Annotated in this window: 28 protein-coding genes; all 28 read left to right on the forward strand. The window is 67.8% G+C overall.

The genetic code is table 11. The annotated features are described in order from the left end of the window. Positions 1 to 31 precede the first annotated feature (31 nt). The 28 genes from pilM (at position 32) to rplF (ending at position 19,989) form a co-directional block, all read left to right on the forward strand. On the forward strand, positions 32 to 1,084 hold the full coding sequence (gene pilM, locus DEJ00_RS04640) for a type IV pilus assembly protein PilM (protein ID WP_111056570.1): 1,053 nt from the start codon (positions 32 to 34) through the stop codon (positions 1,082 to 1,084). Further along, complete coding sequence (locus DEJ00_RS18435) at positions 1,081 to 1,809, forward strand: hypothetical protein (RefSeq protein ID WP_181440085.1); 729 nt, start codon at positions 1,081 to 1,083, stop codon at positions 1,807 to 1,809. The genes pilM and DEJ00_RS18435 overlap by 4 nt, the downstream gene beginning before the upstream one ends. After that, a complete protein-coding gene (locus tag DEJ00_RS18440; RefSeq protein ID WP_027466738.1) occupies positions 1,806 to 2,483 on the forward strand; it encodes a type 4a pilus biogenesis protein PilO in 678 nt (225 codons plus the stop codon). The genes DEJ00_RS18435 and DEJ00_RS18440 overlap by 4 nt, the downstream gene beginning before the upstream one ends. Before the next feature lie 227 nt (positions 2,484 to 2,710). Then, positions 2,711 to 3,256 carry a hypothetical protein gene (locus DEJ00_RS04650; protein ID WP_111056571.1) on the forward strand — a complete coding sequence of 182 codons (546 nt, stop codon included), beginning with the start codon at positions 2,711 to 2,713 and terminating at the stop codon, positions 3,254 to 3,256. 27 nt (positions 3,257 to 3,283) lie between these two features. After that, a complete protein-coding gene (locus tag DEJ00_RS04655) occupies positions 3,284 to 3,796 on the forward strand; it encodes a DUF6121 family protein (RefSeq protein WP_111056572.1) in 513 nt (170 codons plus the stop codon). A gap of 37 nt (positions 3,797 to 3,833) precedes the next feature. Continuing rightward, complete coding sequence (locus tag DEJ00_RS04660; protein ID WP_111056573.1) at positions 3,834 to 5,006, forward strand: hypothetical protein; 1,173 nt, start codon at positions 3,834 to 3,836, stop codon at positions 5,004 to 5,006. A 228-nt stretch (positions 5,007 to 5,234) separates the two neighbouring features. Beyond that, positions 5,235 to 5,603: a 30S ribosomal protein S12 gene (rpsL, locus tag DEJ00_RS04665; protein ID WP_017885540.1), complete on the forward strand. Its 369-nt coding sequence runs from the start codon at positions 5,235 to 5,237 to the stop codon at positions 5,601 to 5,603. Between the two features lie 5 nt (positions 5,604 to 5,608). Then, positions 5,609 to 6,079: a 30S ribosomal protein S7 gene (rpsG, locus tag DEJ00_RS04670; protein ID WP_017885539.1), complete on the forward strand. Its 471-nt coding sequence runs from the start codon at positions 5,609 to 5,611 to the stop codon at positions 6,077 to 6,079. Between the two features lie 87 nt (positions 6,080 to 6,166). Continuing rightward, positions 6,167 to 8,284: an elongation factor G gene (gene fusA, locus DEJ00_RS04675; RefSeq protein ID WP_027466735.1), complete on the forward strand. Its 2,118-nt coding sequence runs from the start codon at positions 6,167 to 6,169 to the stop codon at positions 8,282 to 8,284. Positions 8,285 to 8,431: 147 nt separating this feature from the next. Next, positions 8,432 to 9,619: an elongation factor Tu gene (gene tuf, locus DEJ00_RS04680; protein WP_027466734.1), complete on the forward strand. Its 1,188-nt coding sequence runs from the start codon at positions 8,432 to 8,434 to the stop codon at positions 9,617 to 9,619. Between the two features lie 172 nt (positions 9,620 to 9,791). Continuing rightward, on the forward strand, positions 9,792 to 10,769 hold the full coding sequence (locus DEJ00_RS04685) for a DNA topoisomerase IB (RefSeq protein ID WP_027466733.1): 978 nt from the start codon (positions 9,792 to 9,794) through the stop codon (positions 10,767 to 10,769). Between the two features lie 80 nt (positions 10,770 to 10,849). After that, a complete protein-coding gene (locus DEJ00_RS04690) occupies positions 10,850 to 11,677 on the forward strand; it encodes a DarT ssDNA thymidine ADP-ribosyltransferase family protein (RefSeq protein ID WP_051596996.1) in 828 nt (275 codons plus the stop codon). A 521-nt stretch (positions 11,678 to 12,198) separates the two neighbouring features. Beyond that, the gene (gene rpsJ, locus DEJ00_RS04695) at positions 12,199 to 12,507 is read left to right on the forward strand and encodes a 30S ribosomal protein S10 (RefSeq protein ID WP_017885534.1); all 309 of its coding nucleotides are present in this window, start codon (positions 12,199 to 12,201) and stop codon (positions 12,505 to 12,507) included. A 12-nt stretch (positions 12,508 to 12,519) separates the two neighbouring features. Next, complete coding sequence (gene rplC / locus DEJ00_RS04700; RefSeq protein ID WP_027466731.1) at positions 12,520 to 13,176, forward strand: 50S ribosomal protein L3; 657 nt, start codon at positions 12,520 to 12,522, stop codon at positions 13,174 to 13,176. 2 nt (positions 13,177 to 13,178) lie between these two features. Further along, the gene (rplD, locus tag DEJ00_RS04705) at positions 13,179 to 13,838 is read left to right on the forward strand and encodes a 50S ribosomal protein L4 (protein ID WP_027466730.1); all 660 of its coding nucleotides are present in this window, start codon (positions 13,179 to 13,181) and stop codon (positions 13,836 to 13,838) included. Next, the gene (gene rplW / locus DEJ00_RS04710) at positions 13,835 to 14,134 is read left to right on the forward strand and encodes a 50S ribosomal protein L23 (RefSeq protein ID WP_027466729.1); all 300 of its coding nucleotides are present in this window, start codon (positions 13,835 to 13,837) and stop codon (positions 14,132 to 14,134) included. Before rplD ends, rplW begins: the two co-directional genes overlap by 4 nt. An 18-nt stretch (positions 14,135 to 14,152) precedes the next feature. After that, positions 14,153 to 14,992: a 50S ribosomal protein L2 gene (gene rplB / locus DEJ00_RS04715; protein WP_027466728.1), complete on the forward strand. Its 840-nt coding sequence runs from the start codon at positions 14,153 to 14,155 to the stop codon at positions 14,990 to 14,992. Between the two features lie 11 nt (positions 14,993 to 15,003). Beyond that, entirely contained in the window at positions 15,004 to 15,285 is a 282-nt protein-coding gene (gene rpsS, locus DEJ00_RS04720; protein ID WP_017885529.1) for a 30S ribosomal protein S19, read from the forward strand. Positions 15,286 to 15,310: 25 nt separating this feature from the next. Continuing rightward, entirely contained in the window at positions 15,311 to 15,703 is a 393-nt protein-coding gene (gene rplV / locus DEJ00_RS04725) for a 50S ribosomal protein L22 (RefSeq protein ID WP_035809257.1), read from the forward strand. Beyond that, positions 15,703 to 16,515, forward strand: coding sequence for a 30S ribosomal protein S3 (gene rpsC / locus DEJ00_RS04730; protein ID WP_017885527.1), 813 nt, complete (start codon positions 15,703 to 15,705; stop codon positions 16,513 to 16,515). The genes rplV and rpsC overlap by 1 nt, the downstream gene beginning before the upstream one ends. 2 nt (positions 16,516 to 16,517) lie before the next feature. Beyond that, the gene (gene rplP / locus DEJ00_RS04735; RefSeq protein WP_017885526.1) at positions 16,518 to 16,937 is read left to right on the forward strand and encodes a 50S ribosomal protein L16; all 420 of its coding nucleotides are present in this window, start codon (positions 16,518 to 16,520) and stop codon (positions 16,935 to 16,937) included. Then, the gene (rpmC, locus tag DEJ00_RS04740; RefSeq protein WP_017885525.1) at positions 16,937 to 17,257 is read left to right on the forward strand and encodes a 50S ribosomal protein L29; all 321 of its coding nucleotides are present in this window, start codon (positions 16,937 to 16,939) and stop codon (positions 17,255 to 17,257) included. The genes rplP and rpmC overlap by 1 nt, the downstream gene beginning before the upstream one ends. Further along, positions 17,257 to 17,541, forward strand: a complete 285-nt coding sequence (gene rpsQ, locus DEJ00_RS04745; protein ID WP_017885524.1) for a 30S ribosomal protein S17 — start codon at positions 17,257 to 17,259, stop codon at positions 17,539 to 17,541. Before rpmC ends, rpsQ begins: the two co-directional genes overlap by 1 nt. Positions 17,542 to 17,572: 31 nt before the next feature. Then, the gene (gene rplN / locus DEJ00_RS04750; RefSeq protein ID WP_017885523.1) at positions 17,573 to 17,941 is read left to right on the forward strand and encodes a 50S ribosomal protein L14; all 369 of its coding nucleotides are present in this window, start codon (positions 17,573 to 17,575) and stop codon (positions 17,939 to 17,941) included. Positions 17,942 to 17,944: 3 nt separating this feature from the next. Further along, positions 17,945 to 18,304, forward strand: coding sequence for a 50S ribosomal protein L24 (gene rplX, locus DEJ00_RS04755; RefSeq protein ID WP_017885522.1), 360 nt, complete (start codon positions 17,945 to 17,947; stop codon positions 18,302 to 18,304). Then, positions 18,304 to 18,894 (forward strand): 50S ribosomal protein L5, encoded by a 591-nt coding sequence (gene rplE, locus DEJ00_RS04760; RefSeq protein WP_042537502.1) that lies wholly within the window; start codon positions 18,304 to 18,306, stop codon positions 18,892 to 18,894. Before rplX ends, rplE begins: the two co-directional genes overlap by 1 nt. Before the next feature lie 153 nt (positions 18,895 to 19,047). Next, entirely contained in the window at positions 19,048 to 19,446 is a 399-nt protein-coding gene (gene rpsH / locus DEJ00_RS04765; protein WP_017885519.1) for a 30S ribosomal protein S8, read from the forward strand. Between the two features lie 6 nt (positions 19,447 to 19,452). Beyond that, a complete protein-coding gene (rplF, locus tag DEJ00_RS04770) occupies positions 19,453 to 19,989 on the forward strand; it encodes a 50S ribosomal protein L6 (RefSeq protein WP_017885518.1) in 537 nt (178 codons plus the stop codon). The last annotated feature ends 1 nt before the right edge of the window (position 19,990 follow it).

A 19,990-nucleotide genomic window follows, 5' to 3' on the forward strand; every position in this document is an offset into this window, starting at 1 on the left:
CCACCACTCCACCTCCAACGAAAGCAGCATCATGGGCAAGAGCATCGTGGGCCTCGACATCGCGGGGTCGTCGATCCGCGCGGTCGAGGTCGTCGACGCCGACAAGGCACAACCGACGGTGGTGCGCTTCGCGGAGGTCCCCACTCCGCAGGACGCGGTGAGCCGAGGCGAGGTCCTCGAACCGAACACCGTCGCGGCCACCCTCCGCGAGCTGTGGTCGACGGGGCGGTTCCGCTCGAAGAACGTCGTCCTGGGGATGGGGAACCAACGTGTGCTCTCCCGCGACCTCACGGTGCCCCTCGCCCCGATGGCACAGATCCGCGAGAGCCTCCCGTTCCAGGTGCAGGAGATGCTCCCGGTGCCGGTCGGCGAAGCGATCCTCGACTTCTACCCGGTGTCCGAGGGGGAGAGCGAGAACGGCCCCGTCGTCCACGGCCTCCTGATCGCAGCCATCAAGGACGCCGTGCTGGCGAACGTCAAGGCGGTGCAGCTCGCCGGACTCAACCCGATCGGGGTCGACATGATCCCGTTCGCCCTCACCCGTGTCCTGCTCGGGCGCCAGGGTGTCCCGGGGACCGCGGCGGTGGTGCAGCTCGGCGCGGACACCACGAGCGTGGTCATCGCGACCGACGGGATCCCGCAGTTCGTCCGGATCATCCCGATGGGGGGCAACGACATCTCCCGCGCGCTGGTCGGGACCCTCGACATCACCTTCGACGAGGCCGAGGCCGTGAAGCGCCACCTCGGGCTCGGCGGATCGGCGCGGACTCCGGACGATGCCCGTGCCGTCGCGGTGATCACGGCCTCGGTCCACGAACTCACGTCGAGCTTGCGGAACACGATCAACTACTTCGTCAACACCCGGCCGTCGGAACCCGTGACCCGGGTGGTGCTGACCGGTGGCGGGACCCGGCTGCAGGGCATGCGGGAAGCGCTGGCGGAGCAGACGCGCCTGCCCGTCACGATGGGCGCCGCGTTCGACGGAGTCGGACTCGCACGATCGATCCCGGCCGGCGACGTCGCCGACCACGTCGATGCGATCACGGTCGCCTTCGGGCTGGCAGTAGGGAGCAGAGCGGCATGACCGTCACAGAAGCGCGAACCGTCGACGCGGTCGGCGCTGCACGACCGGAGCGTCCTCGAAGGAGTGCTCGCGGCACGCAGGTCTCGATCGCCGGTCGTGAACCCCGCGTCGACCTCCTGCCCTCCGAGGTCCACGTGGACCGTCGCGAGCGGGGCGTCGCACGTCGTGCGTGGCTCGGTGTCCTCATCACGGCGGCCGTCGCGGCACTCGGCGTCGGTGCAGCGGCGGTCCACCAGCTGGACACCGCATCGTCGCTGAGCGCGGCGCAGGCCGAGACGGCGTCGTTGCTGCGGCAGCAGCAACGCTTCTCGGACGTCCGGCAGGTCGAACAGGACAGTCAGCTCCTGGAAGCGGCACGAACCGTCGGGGGGTCGACGGAGATCGACTGGAACGGCACGCTGTCGCAGCTCGAGAACGTGCTGCCGGCCGGCGTCGTCATCACCTCGATGACCATCGACTCCGCCGACGTCACCACGACGTTCGCACAGTCGGCGGTCCCGCTCGAGAAGGCCCGTGTCGCATCGATGCAGCTGACCGTGTCGAGTCCGACCATCCCCTCGGTACCCGACTGGACCGCTCGTCTGTCGCAGCTCGGGGGCTACGCGGACTCGACCATCACGTCGGTCGCGTTGCAGGAGGACTCCGGCGGGTACACCGCGACGGTCCAGGTCCACCTCGGCGAACGGGCGTTCGACGGCAAGTACACACAGGAGCAGTCGAAGTGAACCGCAACCGCCTCTCGCTCGTCGTCGCGCTCGTCGCGATCGGAGCCGTGCTCGCCGGGGCGTGGTTCCTCGGGGTGCAGCCGCAGCTCGCCCAGGCTGCGGACAACTCCTCGCAGCAGACGGACATCGACGCCACGAACGCCCGGAACCAGGCCGAGCTCGCTCGGCTCCAGAAGGCGAGCGACGCACTCGCCGAGACGAAGACGAAGCTGGACGCGCTCCGCGCCTCGGTACCATCGACGCCGTCGACGGATGCCCTCCTCCGGGAGCTGAACGGCGCTGCGACCGCCGCTGGCGTCACGGTGACCTCGATCACCGTCGGAGACGCGAAGGCCTACGAGCCGGTAGCCGACCAGGCCTCCGAGGAGCCGGCGGCTTCGGCGAGTGCCACGCCGAGCGCCGAGCCGACCCCGACGGCGCCGACTGCCCGGACAGACGCTGCGATCAACGGATCGAACTTCGTCGTCATCCCGGTGACCGTGGCGGTGCAGGGCTCGTACGACCAGGCGCTCGCCTTCACGAAGGCGGTGCAGTCCGGGCAGCGGCTGTTCCTGGTCACCGGCATCGCCTCGACGAGTTCCGACTCGGGAGCGAGCCCGATGGACGCGCAGGCGTGGTCGCTCTCCGGATCGGTCTACGTCCTCGCCGAGTCGGACACCGCCGCGAAGGGCTGACCCCGCCCCCACGGACCGGGGTCGGCCACGCCACGCCGACCCCACTTCCGCGACACCCGTCGTTGTGATTACGATGCACCAGACGCCGTGATCGCGGCTGTTCATCCCCGCTCGAACGGTCGGCTCGAACCGGCCGTTCCTCGTCGTGCCCGGAGTCGCGCGTGTTGGTCGGAATCGTGGAATTCTTCGGTTGGTTCGGTGCCGTAACCGTTCTGGCCGGTTACATCTTGTTCTCGACCGGCAAGATCCCGAACGGCCCGCTCTACCAGCTGTTCAACCTGGTCGGTGGCCTCGCGGTGGCGATCAACGTCGCCGCACACCACGCCGTGCCCTCGACGATCGTCAACGGGATCTGGGCGATCGTCGCCGTCGTCGTCCTGGTGAAGATGGGCCGAGCGCGTCGCGCGGCGAAGCGCGACGGATCCGTGTCCACCGAGCCGCCGGTCCTGCACGCCGAACCGGCCGCGACCACCGGGGTCCTGCCGGTCATCGGCCCGGCGCTGCGTGACCACGAGCCGGAGGACACCGCCGAGGCGGACGCGGCCACGGGCCTCCAGTCCGACGACGCGACGGACACGACGGACGCGACGGTCGCGACGGACGCGACGGACGAGAAGACGCCGGATGCGGCGCCCGCCCCCATGACGGAGACCGTCCCGATCATCACGGCGACGATCGCGCTCGCCCTGGTCGCCGCCGCGCAGGAGCAGTCCGCCCGGGCGGACCGTCGCGAGCACGCGGACGACACGGGCCACGCCGAACCCGCTCGCTGACCAGCCGGTCGGCGATACGATCGGCGCATGTCCCGGTGGTTGATCGCGACGATGACGTCCGTCCTCTTCATCGCGCTCGTGATCGCCGTCACGGGCTTCGAAGCCCTGCTCGCCGACGTCGAGGTCATCTCGCAGCCCGACGCCACCCCGTACCTCGGGCCCGCGATGGTGGTCGGCGCCGCGATGGTGGTCTTCCTCGCGACCGTGGCGGGTGCGCGTGACGGCAACCCCGGCGTGACGGCCCTGGTGGCCGCTGCGACGGTCTACCTGGTCATGCTCGGCATCGGGGCCGTGGGCTACGCGCTCGTCCGCTCGGACGCGACGGAGCTCCTCGTCTTCCCCGCGGGGTACGCCCTCGGGCCGTTCGTGGTCGGGTCCGTCGTGGTGGCGGTCCTGTCGGTGCTCGGCGGGATCACGATGGCCCGACACCAGGCGCGGACCGCTGGCGGCTCGGGCGCTGCCGCGACGCGTCCGGACGGGCCTGACGGGCGCTCCGGGCACGACCGGACGAACGCGGGCGAGGAACCCGCCGGACGGTAGTGTTCGCAGGGCACGACGCACACGCAACGGGGGAACGATGAGCGACCAGCACGCGCAGGATCCGGACCAGCAGGGCGGCTGGGGCGCCGTCCCGCCGGTGGACTCGATCCGTGGCACCGACGGAACGCCCGCCGCAGGAGCCCCCGGGTTCCCCGGGATGTCCGGGCCGGTGCCGCAGCGTCCTCGCCGGAAGCTCCGCCGCGGTCAGCTCATCGGCATCGTCTCGGGCGGCACGGCGGTCGTCCTGCTGCTCGTCGCCGGGGTCGTCGGGTACTCGATCGGTTCCTCCTCGCACTCTGCTGACCGTCCGGTGCGGGCGTTCCTCGACGACCTCACGGCCGGACGCGTGGCCGACGCCCTCGACGACGCGGGCATCGAGCGCGAGAAGACCGACGTGCTCCTCGGTGAAGCCGCCTACGCGAAGGCATCGGACAAGGTCACCGGCTACCGCGTCGCCGCGACGCGGACAGAGGGCGACACCGCGACGGTCCGCGCCTACCTGCGCCAGGGCGGGCAGGACGTCGCCGCGACCTTCACGCTGGACAAGACCGGGACGGACTGGGGTGTGTTCCCGGTCTGGGAGCTGCAGGCCCCGGAGCTCGGATCGGTCGACGTCGCCGTGCGGGGTCCGTCCGGTGCTGGGGTCACGGTCGCCGGCCGGGACGTGAAGACCGCGAAGGACGGCACGGTGAGCCTCCGCGCGCTGCCCGGGACCTACGACGTCGCCTTCGACGGCGACAAGTGGACCACGGCCAGCGGGGGATCGGCGAGCGTCAGCGGGTTCGGGCGGTCGACCTCGAGCCCGGTGCAGATGACCACGACCCTGACCGCCGCCGGGCAGCAGGCCGCCAAGCGAGCGGTGGACGCCTGGGTGGACGGCTGCATCGCCTCCACCGACGCCGCCCCTGCCGGGTGCAGCTTCTACGCGTACGGGCAGAACCCCGCGTACACGTACTCGAACCAGAAGTGGACACTCGAGACGCGGCCCACCGTCCGGGTCGGCGACTGGACGACGAACGGCTGGTTGATCACGACGACGACGTTCGGGCGGGCGAAGTACACGGCCGACATCTCGGGTGCCGCCGGCACCGGAACGGCGTCCGCGGGGCCGCTCAACGTGAACGCGAGCGGGTACGTCACCGGCTTCTCGAGCGACGGTGCCACGTTCCGCTCGGCGGTGGGCAACGGGTCCTCCGACACCGGCTCATGACGGTGTCGGTTCCCGGGGTGACCCGGATTGATTTCGTCCCGTTACGCGGGTAGTCTCTACCGGGTGTGCGCCCTCGGGCGCGCCCGAAAAGTCCGGCGAGCGGGATCGCCCAGCCGGACCACTCCGTCCCCCACTCGAACACCCGCCGTCCGGCGGTGCTCAGCGTGGGACGAGGAAGCCGGCGGAACGCGCCGGCCAGAGAGCACGAGCGAAGAACCAGGAGAACAGTTGCCTACTATTCAGCAGCTGGTTCGCAAGGGTCGTACGCCGAAGGTCACCAAGACCAAGGCGCCCGCCCTGAAGGCGAACCCCCAGCAGCGTGGTGTGTGCACCCGCGTCTACACCACCACCCCCAAGAAGCCGAACTCGGCACTGCGCAAGGTCGCTCGTGTCAAGCTCTCGAACGGCACTGAGGTCACGGCCTACATCCCCGGTGAGGGCCACAACCTCCAGGAGCACTCGATGGTGCTCGTCCGTGGCGGTCGTGTGAAGGACCTCCCGGGTGTGCGGTACAAGATCATCCGTGGCGCCCTGGACACCCAGGCAGTCAAGAACCGTAAGCAGGCTCGTAGCCGCTACGGCGCGAAGAAGGGTTGAGTTAGATGCCTCGTAAGGGTCCCGCCCCCAAGCGTCCCGTCGTCGCCGACCCGGTCTACGGTGCGCCGATCGTCAGCCAGCTCGTCAACAAGATCCTGCTCGACGGCAAGAAGGGCCTCGCCGAGCGCATCGTCTACGGTGCACTCGAGGGCGTTTCCGCCAAGAACCAGCAGGACGCCGTCGTGACGCTGAAGAAGGCGCTCGACAACGTCCGTCCGACCCTCGAGGTCCGCAGCCGCCGCGTCGGTGGCTCGACCTACCAGGTCCCGGTCGAGGTCAAGCCGCACCGCGCGAACACCCTCGCGCTCCGTTGGCTCACCTCGTACGCCAAGGCCCGTCGCGAGAAGACGATGACCGAGCGTCTCATGAACGAGATCCTCGACGCGTCGAACGGTCTCGGTGCCGCGGTCAAGCGCCGCGAGGACACGCACAAGATGGCCGAGTCGAACAAGGCCTTCGCCCACTACCGCTGGTAGTCCCGGCACCGTCCGGGCGCCGGTGGTCAAGAACCCCGGCGCCCGGACGGCCGCCAACCTCTCCTACAACTCTTCCGGAGGAACCCTGTGGCACAGGACGTGCTCACCGACCTGAACAAGGTCCGCAACATCGGCATCATGGCGCACATCGATGCCGGCAAGACCACGACGACCGAGCGCATCCTGTTCTACACGGGCATCACGCACAAGATCGGTGAGGTCCACGACGGCGCTGCCACGATGGACTGGATGGCGCAGGAGCAGGAGCGCGGCATCACGATCACGTCGGCCGCGACGACCTGCTTCTGGGACAACAACCAGATCAACATCATCGACACCCCCGGTCACGTGGACTTCACGGTCGAGGTGGAGCGCTCGCTCCGCGTCCTCGACGGTGCGGTCGCCGTCTTCGACGGCAAGGAGGGCGTCGAGCCCCAGTCCGAGACCGTCTGGCGTCAGGCCGACAAGTACGACGTCCCGCGCATCTGCTTCGTCAACAAGATGGACAAGCTGGGCGCCGACTTCTACTACACCGTCGACACCATCGTGAACCGCCTCGGCGCGGAGCCCCTCGTGCTCCAGCTGCCGATCGGTTCCGAGAGCTCGTTCGAAGGCGTCGTCGACCTCGTCCAGATGCGTGCACTCACCTGGCGCGGCGACGCCAAGGGTGACGTCGCGATGGGCGCGAAGTACGAGATCGAAGAGATCCCGGCCGACCTGCAGGACCGTGCCGCCGAGTACCGCGAGAAGCTCATCGAGCGCGTGGCCGAGGCGGACGACGTCCTCATGGAGCGCTACCTCGAGGGCGACACCGACTTCTCGGTCGCCGAGATCAAGGCAGCCATCCGTGCCCTCACGGTGAGCAGCACGCTCTACCCGGTCCTCTGCGGTTCCGCGTTCAAGAACCGTGGTGTCCAGCCGATGCTCGACGCCGTCATCGACTACCTCCCGTCCCCGCTCGACGTGCCGCCGATGATCGGCCACGACGTCAAGGACGAGGAGAAGGAGATCATCCGCAAGCCCGACGCGTCCGAGCCGTTCTCGGCCCTCGCGTTCAAGGTCGCGGTGCACCCGTTCTTCGGTCGTCTGACCTACGTGCGCGTCTACTCCGGCTCGATCGAGTCCGGTGCCCAGGTCATCAACTCGACCAAGGGCAAGAAGGAGCGCATCGGCAAGATCTTCCAGATGCACTCCAACAAGGAGAACCCGGTCGCCAACGTGACCGCTGGCCACATCTACGCGGTCATCGGCCTCAAGGACACCACCACCGGTGACACCCTGTGCGACCCGACCAACCAGGTCGTCCTCGAGTCGATGACGTTCCCGGAGCCGGTCATCGAGGTCGCCATCGAGCCGAACACGAAGGCTGACCAGGAGAAGCTCTCCACGGCCATCCAGAAGCTCGCCGAAGAGGACCCGACGTTCCGCGTCGAGCTCAACGCCGAGACCGGTCAGACGACGATCAAGGGCATGGGCGAGCTCCACCTCGACATCCTCGTCGACCGCATGAAGCGTGAGTTCCACGTCGAGGCGAGCGTCGGCAAGCCCCAGGTGGCCTACCGCGAGACGCTCACCAAAATCGTCGAGCGCTACGACTACACCCACAAGAAGCAGACCGGTGGTTCCGGCCAGTTCGCGAAGGTGCAGATCGCGCTCGAGCCGATGGAGGTCACGAGCGAGAAGGTCTACGAGTTCGTCAACGCGACCTCCGGTGGCCGTGTCCCGCGCGAGTACATCCCGTCGGTCGACGCCGGTATCCAGGACGCCATGCAGGTCGGCATCCTCGCGGGCTACCCGACGGTCGGCGTGAAGGCCATCCTCAAGGACGGCGCGGCGCACGACGTCGACTCGTCCGAGATGGCGTTCAAGATCGCCGGCTCGATCGCCTACAAGGAAGCGGCTCGCAAGGCCGGTCCGGCGATCCTCGAGCCGATCATGGCCGTCGAGGTCCGTACTCCTGAGGAGTACATGGGCGACGTCATCGGTGACCTGAACTCCCGTCGTGGCCAGATCGCCTCGATGGAGGACGCCTCGGGCGTCAAGGTGGTCCGCGCGAGCGTGCCGCTGTCCGAGATGTTCGGCTACGTCGGCGACCTGCGGTCGAAGACCTCTGGTCGTGCGGTCTACTCGATGACCTTCGAGACCTACAGCCAGGTCCCGGCCAAGGTCGCCGAGGAGATCATCGCGAAGAACGCGGGGGAGTAGCGCTCAGCGCTTCTCCACAGGCGGGGGCGCCCGGCGACGGGCCCCTCGCCACCAAGTAAAGTACAGACACACACCGCGCACCAACGGTTCCGAGCCCATCCAGGGCCGGCCGGGGGTGACGCTTCCGAGTCCTGAGGAGGACCCACAGTGGCCAAGGCCAAGTTCGAGCGCACCAAGCCGCACGTCAACATCGGAACCATCGGTCACGTCGACCACGGCAAGACCACGCTCACGGCGGCGATCACCAAGGTTCTGCACGACCAGTACCCGGACCTCAACGAGGCCCGCGACTTCGCGCAGATCGACAACGCTCCCGAGGAGCGCCAGCGCGGCATCACGATCAACATCTCGCACGTCGAGTACCAGACCGAGAAGCGTCACTACGCGCACGTCGACGCCCCCGGTCACGCCGACTACGTGAAGAACATGATCACGGGTGCGGCACAGATGGACGGCGCGATCCTCGTGGTCGCCGCCACCGATGGCCCGATGCCCCAGACGCGTGAGCACGTGCTGCTCGCCCGCCAGGTCGGCGTCCCCTACATCGTCGTCGCACTGAACAAGTCCGACATGGTGGACGACGAGGAGATCCTGGAGCTCGTCGAGCTCGAGGTCCGCGAGCTCCTCGGCTCGCAGCAGTTCGACGAGGACGCCCCCGTCGTGCAGGTCTCGGCGCTCAAGGCGCTCGAGGGCGACGAGAAGTGGGTCAAGTCGGTCCAGGACCTCATGGCCCAGGTCGACGAGCACGTGCCGGACCCGGTGCGCGCCACCGACCAGCCGTTCCTGATGCCGATCGAGGACGTCTTCACGATCACCGGTCGTGGCACGGTCGTCACCGGTCGCGTCGAGCGTGGCACGCTCAACCTGAACGCCGAGGTCGAGATCGTCGGCATCCGCGCGACGCAGAAGACCACCGTCACGGGCATCGAGATGTTCCGCAAGCTGCTCGACCAGGCGGTCGCCGGTGACAACACCGGTCTGCTGATCCGTGGCCTCAAGCGCGAGGACGTGGAGCGCGGCCAGGTCGTCGTGAAGCCGGGTTCGGTCACGCCGCACACCGAGTTCCAGGCGAACGCGTACATCCTGACCAAGGACGAGGGTGGGCGTCACAACCCGTTCTACGCGAACTACCGCCCGCAGTTCTACTTCCGCACCACGGACGTCACCGGCGTCATCACGCTGCCCGAGGGCACCGAGATGGTCATGCCCGGTGACACCGTCGCCATGACGGTCGAGCTGATCCAGCCGATCGCCATGGAAGAGGGCCTCCGTTTCGCCATCCGTGAGGGTGGTCGTACGGTCGGTGCCGGTACGGTCGAGAAGATCATCAAGTAACTCCGGTTCCTTGCGACAGCGGGGTCGGGCCTTCGGGCCCGGCCCCGCTTCGTCGTGTCCGGCCCCTGGCACGCGTACAGGGCGCCGGACAGGAGGATCGGGGCGGGGCCCGCCACGGGCCTCCAGTCCGCCCCGTGACCCGTCACAGGCGTCACGGAGTTGGCTCGACGTCGTGACACGCCTCCGCAGATCCGCGACCTCTGGTCGCGGCTACCACCGCGTCCGTTCCGGACGCGGTTTCTCGTTCCGCGACCCCGACGGCAACACCGTGACGGACCCGGACGAACGCCGTCGGCTCGAGGAGTTCGTGATCCCGCCGGCGTGGGACGACGTCTGGATCTCCCCGTACGAGAACGGCCACATCCTGGCGACGGGCACGGACGGCGCGGGACGCCGCCAGTACATGTACCACCCGTCCTGGCGCGAACGGATGGACCGGATCAAGTACGACCGTGCGCTGGCACTGGCCGAGTCGTTGCCGGTCGCCCGCCGCGGGGTCACGCAGGACCTCCGTCGCCCCGAGCCGGACCGCCGCCGTGCGCTGGCCGCAGCGTTCCGGATGCTCGACCAGGGGTCCCTCCGGGTCGGGTCCGAGCGGTACGCCACCGAGCACGGCAGTCGGGGACTGTCCACGCTGCTCTGCGCGCACGCGCACGTGTCCGGCGACGACATCGAGCTCGACTTCCCCGGCAAGAGCGGGCAGGAGTGGTCGTCGTCGATCCATGACCACGACCTGGCGCGGGTGATCGCGGGCATGAAGCGTCGCGGGCCCAACGCGCGGTTGCTCTCGTTCCGTGAGCGCCGCGGAGCGGAGTGGGAGCCGCTCTCCGCCGAGGACATCAACGCCTACGTGAAGGAACGTGCGGGCGACGAGTTCACCGCGAAGGACTTCCGGACCCTGCACGGGACGGTCGCGGCCGCGGTCGACCTGGCGAAGACCGGACCGCAGTCGTCCCAGGCGAAGCGGAAGAAGGCCGTCTCGCACGCGGTGAAGGCCGCCAGCGACGAGCTCGGCAACACCCCGACGGTGTGCCGACAGAGCTACATCGACCCCCGGTTGCTCGACGCGTACGACCACGGGGAGACCATCGACCCGAACCGCCTGGCGTCCGCCGAGGCCGAGGTCCGGGCACTGCTCTACCGACAATGACCCGGGGGCCGTCCGGATGACGTAGCGTTGGTCGACGTGCCGGACCACCCCCACACGGCACGGAAGGACCCACAACAGTCGTGACCGACGAGTGCATCCACGGATTCCCCACCGAGCTCTGCGACATCTGCGCACCCCGGCAGCGCGAGGCGTCGGAGATCCCAGCCACCCCGGCCCCCCGCCGGACCCGCATCACCACCAACCTGCGCGTCGACCCGCCGGCCTCCGGCCCCGGGACGTCGCTCCGGTCGCCGACGTCGCTCCGTTCGTCGTCAGCCGACCTGCCCGAGGCACGTGAGTTCGCAGCGCTCCGCGCCCACCACGTGACCCACATCGACAACCTCGACGGCATCGTCGGTGCCGGGGCGATCCTGGCGTCCGACCAGGCCGAGCCGGTCGTGGACGTCAGTTCCGCCGAGACCCGTGCCGCCCGCGCCGAGGCCGAGGCACCCGACGGCTCCTCGATCGCCGGCCACGTGCCGTTCACGCTGTCGCCCGACGCCACCCGCTGGGACGAGCTCCGCACGGGCGCCGACGGTGAGCGCTGGTCGGACGCCGCCCGCCGTACCCGGGCGATCGACTACGTCGTGCTCGTCGTGCCGGTCTCGGCGTTCGGTGCCTCGGTGATCGTCGCCGACCAGGACGCCGACGCCGACGACGTCCGGTTCGCCGTCGGCCCGGACGCCGGCACGAACCTGATCCGCCGCACCGACTTCACCGACCCCGAGATGCACGGCCTCGAGCTGCTCGCCGGTCCGAGTGTGCCGTTCACGTCGGTCGCGGTCATCGGCGTGCCGAACGACAAGGCTCGGCAGACCGTCCGCGCCGTGCTCGCCGACCACGGCGGACACGCTCCGCGAGTGGCCGTCTTCCCGCCGTGGTTCGTGCCCCCGGTGACCGCCGAGTGACGGTCTCCTGACCCGTTTCGACGCACCCTCCGGACCCCGTCCGGAGGGTGCGTCGCGTTGCGGGGCCGAGCCGGGCCTCCAGGCCGTTCGATCCGCGTGGATCCGCCGAAGCGAGTCGGCGGGACACGCCCGGCAATTCGCGACACGCCCGGGTTGCACGTGGGGCGGGGCTATGCGAGACTTGTCCGGTTCCGAATTCCCCGTGGGTGAACGCCCACAGGATCACTGCTCTGGCAGTGCACAACCCCCTTGTTCAGCAGGGCTGGGTTGGGCCGCAGGCAGCAGAACACGACTCCCCGAGATGTGACGGACGCGGTGTACCACTGCTGCGCCCGGAGCACGAGGCAGTCGATTGCCCACGCTGGACGGCCACGGTCGCCCGCGAGGTTGACAGGTGAACAGCGGTCATCCCCAGTGGATGCGGCCGGTTGGTTCAGGAAAACAGCACGGTCCGCAGGAATGCGGAACCGAGCGGCGTCAGGCGGCCAGAGGGTGCGCGGCGCAGAGAGGACAAGAGACACATGGCGGGACAGAAGATCCGCATCCGGCTCAAGTCGTATGACCACGAGGTCATCGACACGTCGGCCCGGAAGATCGTCGACACGGTGACCCGTGCCGGTGCAACCGTGGTCGGCCCGGTGCCGCTCCCCACCGAGAAGAACGTGATCGCAGTGATCCGTTCCCCTCACAAGTACAAGGACTCGCGCGAGCACTTCGAGAAGCGCACGCACAAGCGGGTCATCGACATCGTCGACCCGACGCCGAAGGCCGTGGACTCGCTCATGCGACTCGACCTGCCGGCAGACGTCAACATCGAGATCAAGCTGTAAGGGGGCTGACCAATGGCGAACTCAACCAAGACCGTCAAGGGCCTCCTCGGCAAGAAGCTCGGCATGACGCAGGTGTGGGACGAGAACAACAAGTTCATCCCCGTCACCGTGATCGAGGTCGGCCCGAACGTGGTCACCCAGATCCGCAACGCTGAGCGCGACGGCTACGAGGCGATCCAGATCGCCGCCGGCGCCATCGACCCGCGCAAGGTCAACAAGCCGGCCGCTGGCCACTTCGAGGCCGCTGGCGTGACCCCGCGTCGCACCCTCACCGAGATCCGTACCAACGACTCCGCTGAGTACACGCTCGGCCAGGAGCTCACCGTGGACGGCACGTTCACGGCGGGCCAGAAGGTCGACGTCGTCGGTACCTCCAAGGGCAAGGGCTTCGCCGGTGTCATGAAGCGTCACGGCTTCCACGGCGTCGGTGCCTCGCACGGTGCGCACCGCAACCACCGCAAGCCCGGCTCGATCGGTGCTTCCTCGACCCCGTCGCGCGTCTTCAAGGGCATGCGCATGGCTGGTCGTATGGGTGGCGACCGCGTGACCGTCCTCAACCTCACGGTGCACGCCGTCGACGCCGAGAAGGGTCTGCTGCTCGTCAAGGGCGCCGTCCCCGGTGCTCGTGGCCGCTCCGTCTTCGTCCGCACCGCCGTGAAGGGTAAGTGATCATGGCCACCACGACCGCAACCACGATCGACGTCCTCGACGCATCGGGTGCCAAGTCCGGCACCGTCGAGCTCCCAGCAGCTCTCTTCGACGTCGAGACCAACGTCCCGCTGATCCACCAGGTCGTCACCGCGCAGCTCGCAGCCGCGCGTCAGGGCACCCACAAGACCAAGAACCGCGGCGAAGTCCGCGGTGCCGGTCGCAAGCCGTTCAAGCAGAAGGGCACCGGCCGCGCCCGTCAGGGTTCCGTCCGTGCTCCGGAGCACACCGGCGGTGGCGTCGTCCACGGACCGACCCCGCGCGACTACTCGCAGCGCACCCCGAAGAAGATGATCGCCGCTGCTCTGCTCGGCTCGCTCTCGGACCGCGCCCGCGGTGGCCGCATCTCCGCTGTGGAGGGCTTCGTCGCGGCTGAACTGCCGTCGACCAAGACCGCCCGCACGCTCCTCGAGAAGGTCGCGCCCGTCAAGAACGTGCTCGTCGTGCTCGAGACGGACGACGAGCTGACGCTCAAGTCGATCCGCAACCTGTCGAACGTCCACGCGCTCTCGTACGGCCAGCTCAACGCCTACGACGTGCTGCGTTCGGACGCCGTCGTCTTCAGCAAGAGCGCCCTCGACGCCTTCATCGCGTCGAAGACCGCGAAGGAGATCACCGCATGAGCGGCTTCAACAAGGACCCGCGCGACGTCATCATCTCGCCGGTCGTCTCGGAGAAGAGCTACGCGCTCATCGACCAGGGCAAGTACACGTTCATCGTGGACCCCCGCTCGAACAAGACCGAGATCAAGCTCGCCATCGAGAAGATCTTCGACGTCAAGGTCGCGAGCATCAACACGCTGAACCGCCCGGGCAAGACCCGTCGCACCAAGTTCGGTCTCGGCAAGCGCAAGGACACCAAGCGCGCCATCGTGACGCTCAAGTCCGGTTCGATCGACATCTTCACGGCTGTCGGCTGAGGACCAGAGGGATAAATCATGGCTATTCGTAACTACAAGCCGACGACCCCCGGTCGTCGCGGCTCGTCGGTCGCAGACTTCGCTGAGATCACCCGTTCGACTCCGGAGAAGTCCCTGCTTCGTCCGCTGCCGAAGACCGGTGGTCGCAACAGCTCCGGCCGTATCACCACGCGTCACATCGGTGGTGGCCACAAGCGCCAGTACCGCGTGATCGACTTCCGTCGCTCCGACAAGGACGGCGTCGACGCCAAGGTCGCTCACATCGAGTACGACCCCAACCGCACTGCGCGCATCGCGCTCCTGCACTACGTGGACGGCACGAAGCGGTACATCATCGCGCCGAACAAGCTGAAGCAGGGCGACGTCATCGAGCAGGGTCCCGGCGCCGACATCAAGCCCGGCAACAACCTGCCGCTGCGCAACATCCCCGTGGGTACCGTCGTGCACGCCATCGAGCTCCGCCCCGGTGGCGGCGCCAAGATGGCCCGCTCCGCCGGCGCCTCGGTGCGTCTCGTCGCCAAGGACGGCCCCTACGCGCAGCTCCGTCTGCCGTCGGGCGAGGTCCGCAACGTCGACGCACGCTGCCGCGCCACCATCGGCGAGGTCGGCAACGCCGAGCAGTCGAACATCAACTGGGGCAAGGCCGGCCGCATGCGCTGGAAGGGCGTCCGCCCGACCGTCCGTGGTGTCGCCATGAACCCGGTCGACCACCCGCACGGTGGTGGTGAGGGCAAGACGTCCGGTGGTCGTCACCCGGTCAGCCCCTGGGGCCAGTCCGAGGGCCGTACGCGCAAGCCGAACAAGCCGAGCGACAAGCTCATCGTCCGTCGCCGTAACGCCGGCAAGAAGCGCAAGTAGGAGTTCAGAAGATGCCACGCAGTCTGAAGAAGGGCCCCTTCGTCGACGAGCACCTGCTCCGCAAGGTCGTCACGCAGAACGAGGCCAACACCAAGAACGTGATCCGTACGTGGTCGCGTCGGTCGATGATCGTCCCGAACATGCTCGGGCACACGATCGCCGTCCACGACGGCCGCAAGCACATCCCGGTGTTCGTCACCGAGTCGATGGTCGGTCACAAGCTCGGCGAGTTCGCGCCGACCCGCACCTTCCGTGGTCACGTGAAGGACGACAAGAAGGGCCGTCGCCGCTGAGGCGGCGACGCAGAGGAGGAACGAAATGGTGGAGTCGATCGCACGCGTGCGACACATCCGCGTCACGCCTCAGAAGGCCCGTCGCGTCATCGAGCTGATCCGCGGCAAGCAGGCCCACGAGGCCCTCGCCATCCTGAAGTTCGCCCCCCAGGGCGCTTCGGAGCCCGTGTACAAGCTGGTCGCCTCGGCGATCGCGAACGCACGGGTCAAGGCGGACTCGACGAACAGCTTCCTCGACGAGCGCGACCTCTACGTGAGCCGCGTCTTCGTCGACGAGGGCACGACCCTGAAGCGGTTCCAGCCGCGCGCCCAGGGCCGCGCCTTCCGCATCAACAAGCGCACCAGCCACATCACGGTCGTCCTCGCGACGCCCGACGAGGCCGAGGTTGCCGCGACGAGCAAGAAGGCGAGCAAGTAATGGGCCAGAAGGTCAACCCGTACGGCTTCCGTCTCGGGATCACGACGGACCACGTCTCGCACTGGTTCACCGACAGCAAGAAGGCCGGTCAGCGCTACGCCGACTACGTGGCCGAGGACATCAAGGTGCGCGAGTACCTGAAGAAGACCCTCGACCGCGCCGGTGTTGCACGCATCGAGCTCGAGCGCACCCGTGACCGTGTCCGCGTGGACATCCACACGGCTCGTCCGGGCATCGTCATCGGCCGCCGCGGCGCCGAGGCGGAGCGCGTTCGCGGTGAGCTCGAGAAGCTCACCAAGAAGCAGATCCAGCTGAACATCCTCGAGGTCAAGAACCCCGAGACCGAGGCCCAGCTCGTCGCGCAGGGCATCGCCGAGCAGCTCTCCGCTCGTGTCGCGTTCCGTCGCGCCATGCGCAAGGGCCTGCAGGGTGCACAGCGCGCCGGCGCCAAGGGTGTCCGCATCCAGGTGTCGGGCCGTCTCGGCGGCGCCGAGATGTCCCGTTCGGAGTTCTACCGCGAAGGCCGTGTGCCGCTGCACACCCTCCGCGCGAACATCGACTACGGCTTCTACGAGGCCCGGACCACGTTCGGCCGCATCGGCGTGAAGGTCTGGATCTACAAGGGCGACATCACGAACAAGGAGCTCGCTCGCGAGCAGGCGAACCAGCGTTCGTCGCGCCCCGAGCGTCGTGGCGGCCCGCGCGGTGAGCGCGGCGACCGTGGCGGCGACCGTCGTGGCGGCGACCGCGGTGACCGTCGCCCGCAGCAGGCCCCGCAGGACGCGCCGGCCGGCGCAGGAGTTGAGGCGTAACCATGCTTATTCCCCGTCGAGTCAAGCACCGCAAGCAGCACCACCCGAAGCGTTCGGGTCAGGCCACCGGTGGTACCAAGGTCAGCTTCGGCGACTACGGCATCCAGGCCCTCACCCCGGCGTACGTGACCAACCGTCAGATCGAGTCCGCTCGTATCGCCATGACGCGTCACATCAAGCGTGGTGGCAAGGTCTGGATCAACATCTACCCGGACCGTCCGCTGACCAAGAAGCCCGCCGAGACCCGCATGGGTTCCGGTAAGGGTTCGCCCGAGTGGTGGGTCGCGAACGTGAAGCCGGGCCGGGTGCTCTTCGAGCTCTCCGGCGTCAGCGAGGAGATCGCCCGTGAGGCGTTGACTCGTGCAATCCACAAGCTGCCCCTCAAGGCACGCATCATCAAGCGCGAGGAGGGCGACGCATAATGGCGATCGGTTCCAAGGAGCTCCGTCCGACGGAGCTCGACACGTTCGAGAACGAGCGTCTCGCTGACGAGCTGAAGAAGGCCAAGGAGGAACTCTTCAACCTCCGCTTCCAGTCGGCCACCGGCCAGCTGGAGAGCCACGGTCGTCTCCGTGCCGTCAAGCGCGACATCGCCCGCATCTACACCGTCCTCCGCGAGCGCGAGCTCGGCATCCGTGCCACTCCCGCGCCCGTCGAGACCGCCCCCAAGGCCAAGAAGACGACGAAGAAGGCTGACAAGCCGGCCGAGTCGACCGAGGCCGAGACCGCCGAGGAGAAGTAATGGCGAACGAAGAGAAGAACTCCGCCGCCCTCACTCGCGGCTACCGCAAGACGCGTCGCGGCTACGTGACGAGCGACAAGATGGACAAGACCATCGTGGTCGAGGTCGAGGACCGCGTGAAGCACGCGCTCTACGGCAAGATCATCCGTCGCACGTCCAAGGTGAAGGCCCACGACGAGCTCGGCACCGCTGGTGTCGGCGACCTCGTCGTGATCAGCGAGACCCGTCCCCTCAGCGCGTCCAAGCGCTGGCGCCTGGTCGAGATCCTCGAGAAGGCCAAGTAGGCCTCGGCCTGCTTCGGAATAGGAGACAGCAGTGATTCAGCAGGAATCCCGCCTGAAGGTCGCCGACAACACGGGTGCCAAGGAGATCTTGACCATCCGCGTGCTCGGTGGCTCGGGTCGTCGCTACGCCGGCCTCGGTGACGTCATCGTCGCCACGGTGAAGGACGCCATCCCCGGCGGCAACGTGAAGAAGGGTGACGTCGTCAAGGCGGTCATCGTTCGCACCAAGAAGGAGACCCGTCGTCAGGACGGCTCCTACATCAAGTTCGACGAGAACGCGGCAGTGATCCTCAAGGCCGACGGCGACCCGCGCGGTACGCGCATCTTCGGTCCGGTCGGTCGCGAGCTCCGTGACAAGAAGTTCATGAAGATCATCTCGCTCGCGCCGGAGGTGCTGTAAGCCATGGCGAACATCAAGAAGGGTGACCTCGTCCAGGTCATCACGGGCGCGACGCAGGAGCGTGGCGGCGACCGTGGCAAGCAGGGCAAGGTCATCGAGGTCCTCAAGGACAAGAACCGCGTCGTCGTCGAGGGCGTGAACTTCGTCACGAAGCACGTCCGCGTCGGTCAGACGCAGCGTGGTTCGAAGACCGGTGGCATCGAGCAGCACGAAGCCTCGATCCACGTCTCGAACGTCGCACTCGTCGACCCGAAGACGAAGAAGCCGACGCGTGTCGGTTTCCGCACCGAAGAGGTGGAGAAGGACGGCGTCAAGAAGACCGTCCGTGTCCGCTACGCGAAGAAGTCTGGTGAGAAGCTCTGATGACTGACACGACTGCTGCGCCCGCTGGCAAGATCCAGCCGCGCCTCAAGCAGAAGTACCTGGCCGAGATCAAGACGGCCCTCACCGAGCAGTTCGGTTACGCGAACGTCAACCAGGTCCCCGGCCTGGTCAAGGTCGTCGTGAACACCGGTGTCGGCGAGGCCGCTCGTGACTCCAAGATCATCGAGGGGGCCATCAAGGACCTCACGGCGATCACGGGTCAGAAGCCCCAGGTCAACATCGCCCGCAAGTCCATCGCACAGTTCAAGCTGCGCGAGGGTCAGGCCATCGGCGCGCACGTCACCCTCCGCGGTGACCGCGCGTGGGAGTTCCTCGACCGCCTGGTGACGCTCGCACTGCCCCGCATCCGCGACTTCCGCGGTCTCAGCGACAAGCAGTTCGACGGCAACGGCAACTACACGTTCGGTCTCACGGAGCAGTCCGTGTTCCACGAGATCGACCAGGACCGCATCGACCGTGTCCGCGGCTTCGACATCACTGTCGTGACCACCGCGAAGACGGACGACGAGGGACGCGCGCTGCTCCGCCAGCTCGGCTTCCCGTTCCGCTCCAACGAGCAGACGGTCTAAACTACTTCGGGCGGTGCGGGCCGGAGGATTCACGTCCTCCGGCCCGCACGCACGAACACACCGATCTCGGGGAACCGCCCCGGGATCACTCGATCGCTCAGGTCGGCATTCGTGGAACGGGTGTCGAAACCAGGTGAGAAATGGACGAACATCATGACGATGACCGATCCGGTCGCAGACATGCTGACCAGATTGCGGAACGCGAACTCCGCGCACCACGACGCAGTCGCGCTCCCGAGCTCCAAGCTCAAGAAGAACATCGCCGACATCCTCAAGCGTGAGGGCTACATCAGCGAGTGGAAGGTGGAGGACGCCCGAGTCGGGCAGACCCTCACCATCGACCTGAAGTACGGCCCCGAGCGCGAGCGTTCGATCGCCGGCATCAAGCGCGTCTCGAAGCCGGGCCTCCGGGTCTACGCGAAGTCGACGGAGATCCCCCAGGTCCTCGGTGGCCTCGGCGTGGCGATCCTCTCGACCTCCTCCGGCCTCCTGACCGACCGCGAAGCCGAGCAGAAGGGCGTGGGTGGGGAAGTCCTCGCCTACGTGTGGTGATCGACAATGTCACGAATCGGACGTCTCCCCATCGACATCCCCGCCGGCGTCACCGTCTCCGTTGACGGTCAGAACGTGGCGGTCAAGGGCCCGAAGGGCGAGCTCGCGCTCGTCATCGCGGAGCCCATCCAGGCCAAGGTCGAGGAGAACCAGGTCCTCGTCACCCGTCCGGACGACGAGCGCGAGTCGCGTTCGCTCCACGGACTGACCCGGACCCTCATCGCCAACAACATCATCGGCGTGACCCAGGGCTACACCAAGGGCCTCGAGGTCGTCGGCACCGGTTACCGTGTCGCGGCCAAGGGCTCGAACCTCGAGTTCGCGCTCGGGTACTCCCACTCGATCACGGTCGAGCCGCCGGCGGGCATCAGCTTCGCGGTGGAGGGCAACAACAAGGTCACCGTCGCCGGTATCGACAAGCAGGCTGTCGGCGAGGTCGCCGCGAACATCCGGAAGCTCCGGAAGCCCGAGCCCTACAAGGGCAAGGGTGTCCGTTACGCCGGCGAGAACGTGCGCCGCAAGGCCGGAAAGTCAGGTAAGTGAT

Source organism: Curtobacterium sp. MCLR17_039, assembly GCF_003234745.1.
In the GTDB taxonomy this organism is placed as follows: domain Bacteria; phylum Actinomycetota; class Actinomycetes; order Actinomycetales; family Microbacteriaceae; genus Curtobacterium; species Curtobacterium flaccumfaciens.

Bases quoted from the DNA above. Each gene is read 5' to 3' on its own strand.
- pilM (WP_111056570.1), top strand. From the start codon at position 32: ATGGGCAAGAGCATCGTGGGCCTCGACATCGCGGGGTCGTCGATCCGC.
- DEJ00_RS18435 (WP_181440085.1), top strand. From the start codon at position 1,081: ATGACCGTCACAGAAGCGCGAACCGTCGACGCGGTCGGCGCTGCACGA.
- DEJ00_RS04655 (WP_111056572.1), top strand. From the start codon at position 3,284: ATGTCCCGGTGGTTGATCGCGACGATGACGTCCGTCCTCTTCATCGCG.
- DEJ00_RS04660 (WP_111056573.1), top strand. From the start codon at position 3,834: ATGAGCGACCAGCACGCGCAGGATCCGGACCAGCAGGGCGGCTGGGGC.
- rpsG (WP_017885539.1), top strand. From the start codon at position 5,609: ATGCCTCGTAAGGGTCCCGCCCCCAAGCGTCCCGTCGTCGCCGACCCG.
- rpsJ (WP_017885534.1), top strand. From the start codon at position 12,199: ATGGCGGGACAGAAGATCCGCATCCGGCTCAAGTCGTATGACCACGAG.
- rplC (WP_027466731.1), top strand. From the start codon at position 12,520: ATGGCGAACTCAACCAAGACCGTCAAGGGCCTCCTCGGCAAGAAGCTC.
- rplD (WP_027466730.1), top strand. From the start codon at position 13,179: ATGGCCACCACGACCGCAACCACGATCGACGTCCTCGACGCATCGGGT.
- rplW (WP_027466729.1), top strand. From the start codon at position 13,835: ATGAGCGGCTTCAACAAGGACCCGCGCGACGTCATCATCTCGCCGGTC.
- rplB (WP_027466728.1), top strand. From the start codon at position 14,153: ATGGCTATTCGTAACTACAAGCCGACGACCCCCGGTCGTCGCGGCTCG.
- rpsS (WP_017885529.1), top strand. From the start codon at position 15,004: ATGCCACGCAGTCTGAAGAAGGGCCCCTTCGTCGACGAGCACCTGCTC.
- rplV (WP_035809257.1), top strand. From the start codon at position 15,311: ATGGTGGAGTCGATCGCACGCGTGCGACACATCCGCGTCACGCCTCAG.
- rpsC (WP_017885527.1), top strand. From the start codon at position 15,703: ATGGGCCAGAAGGTCAACCCGTACGGCTTCCGTCTCGGGATCACGACG.
- rplP (WP_017885526.1), top strand. From the start codon at position 16,518: ATGCTTATTCCCCGTCGAGTCAAGCACCGCAAGCAGCACCACCCGAAG.
- rpmC (WP_017885525.1), top strand. From the start codon at position 16,937: ATGGCGATCGGTTCCAAGGAGCTCCGTCCGACGGAGCTCGACACGTTC.
- rpsQ (WP_017885524.1), top strand. From the start codon at position 17,257: ATGGCGAACGAAGAGAAGAACTCCGCCGCCCTCACTCGCGGCTACCGC.
- rplX (WP_017885522.1), top strand. From the start codon at position 17,945: ATGGCGAACATCAAGAAGGGTGACCTCGTCCAGGTCATCACGGGCGCG.
- rplE (WP_042537502.1), top strand. From the start codon at position 18,304: ATGACTGACACGACTGCTGCGCCCGCTGGCAAGATCCAGCCGCGCCTC.
- rpsH (WP_017885519.1), top strand. From the start codon at position 19,048: ATGACGATGACCGATCCGGTCGCAGACATGCTGACCAGATTGCGGAAC.
- rplF (WP_017885518.1), top strand. From the start codon at position 19,453: ATGTCACGAATCGGACGTCTCCCCATCGACATCCCCGCCGGCGTCACC.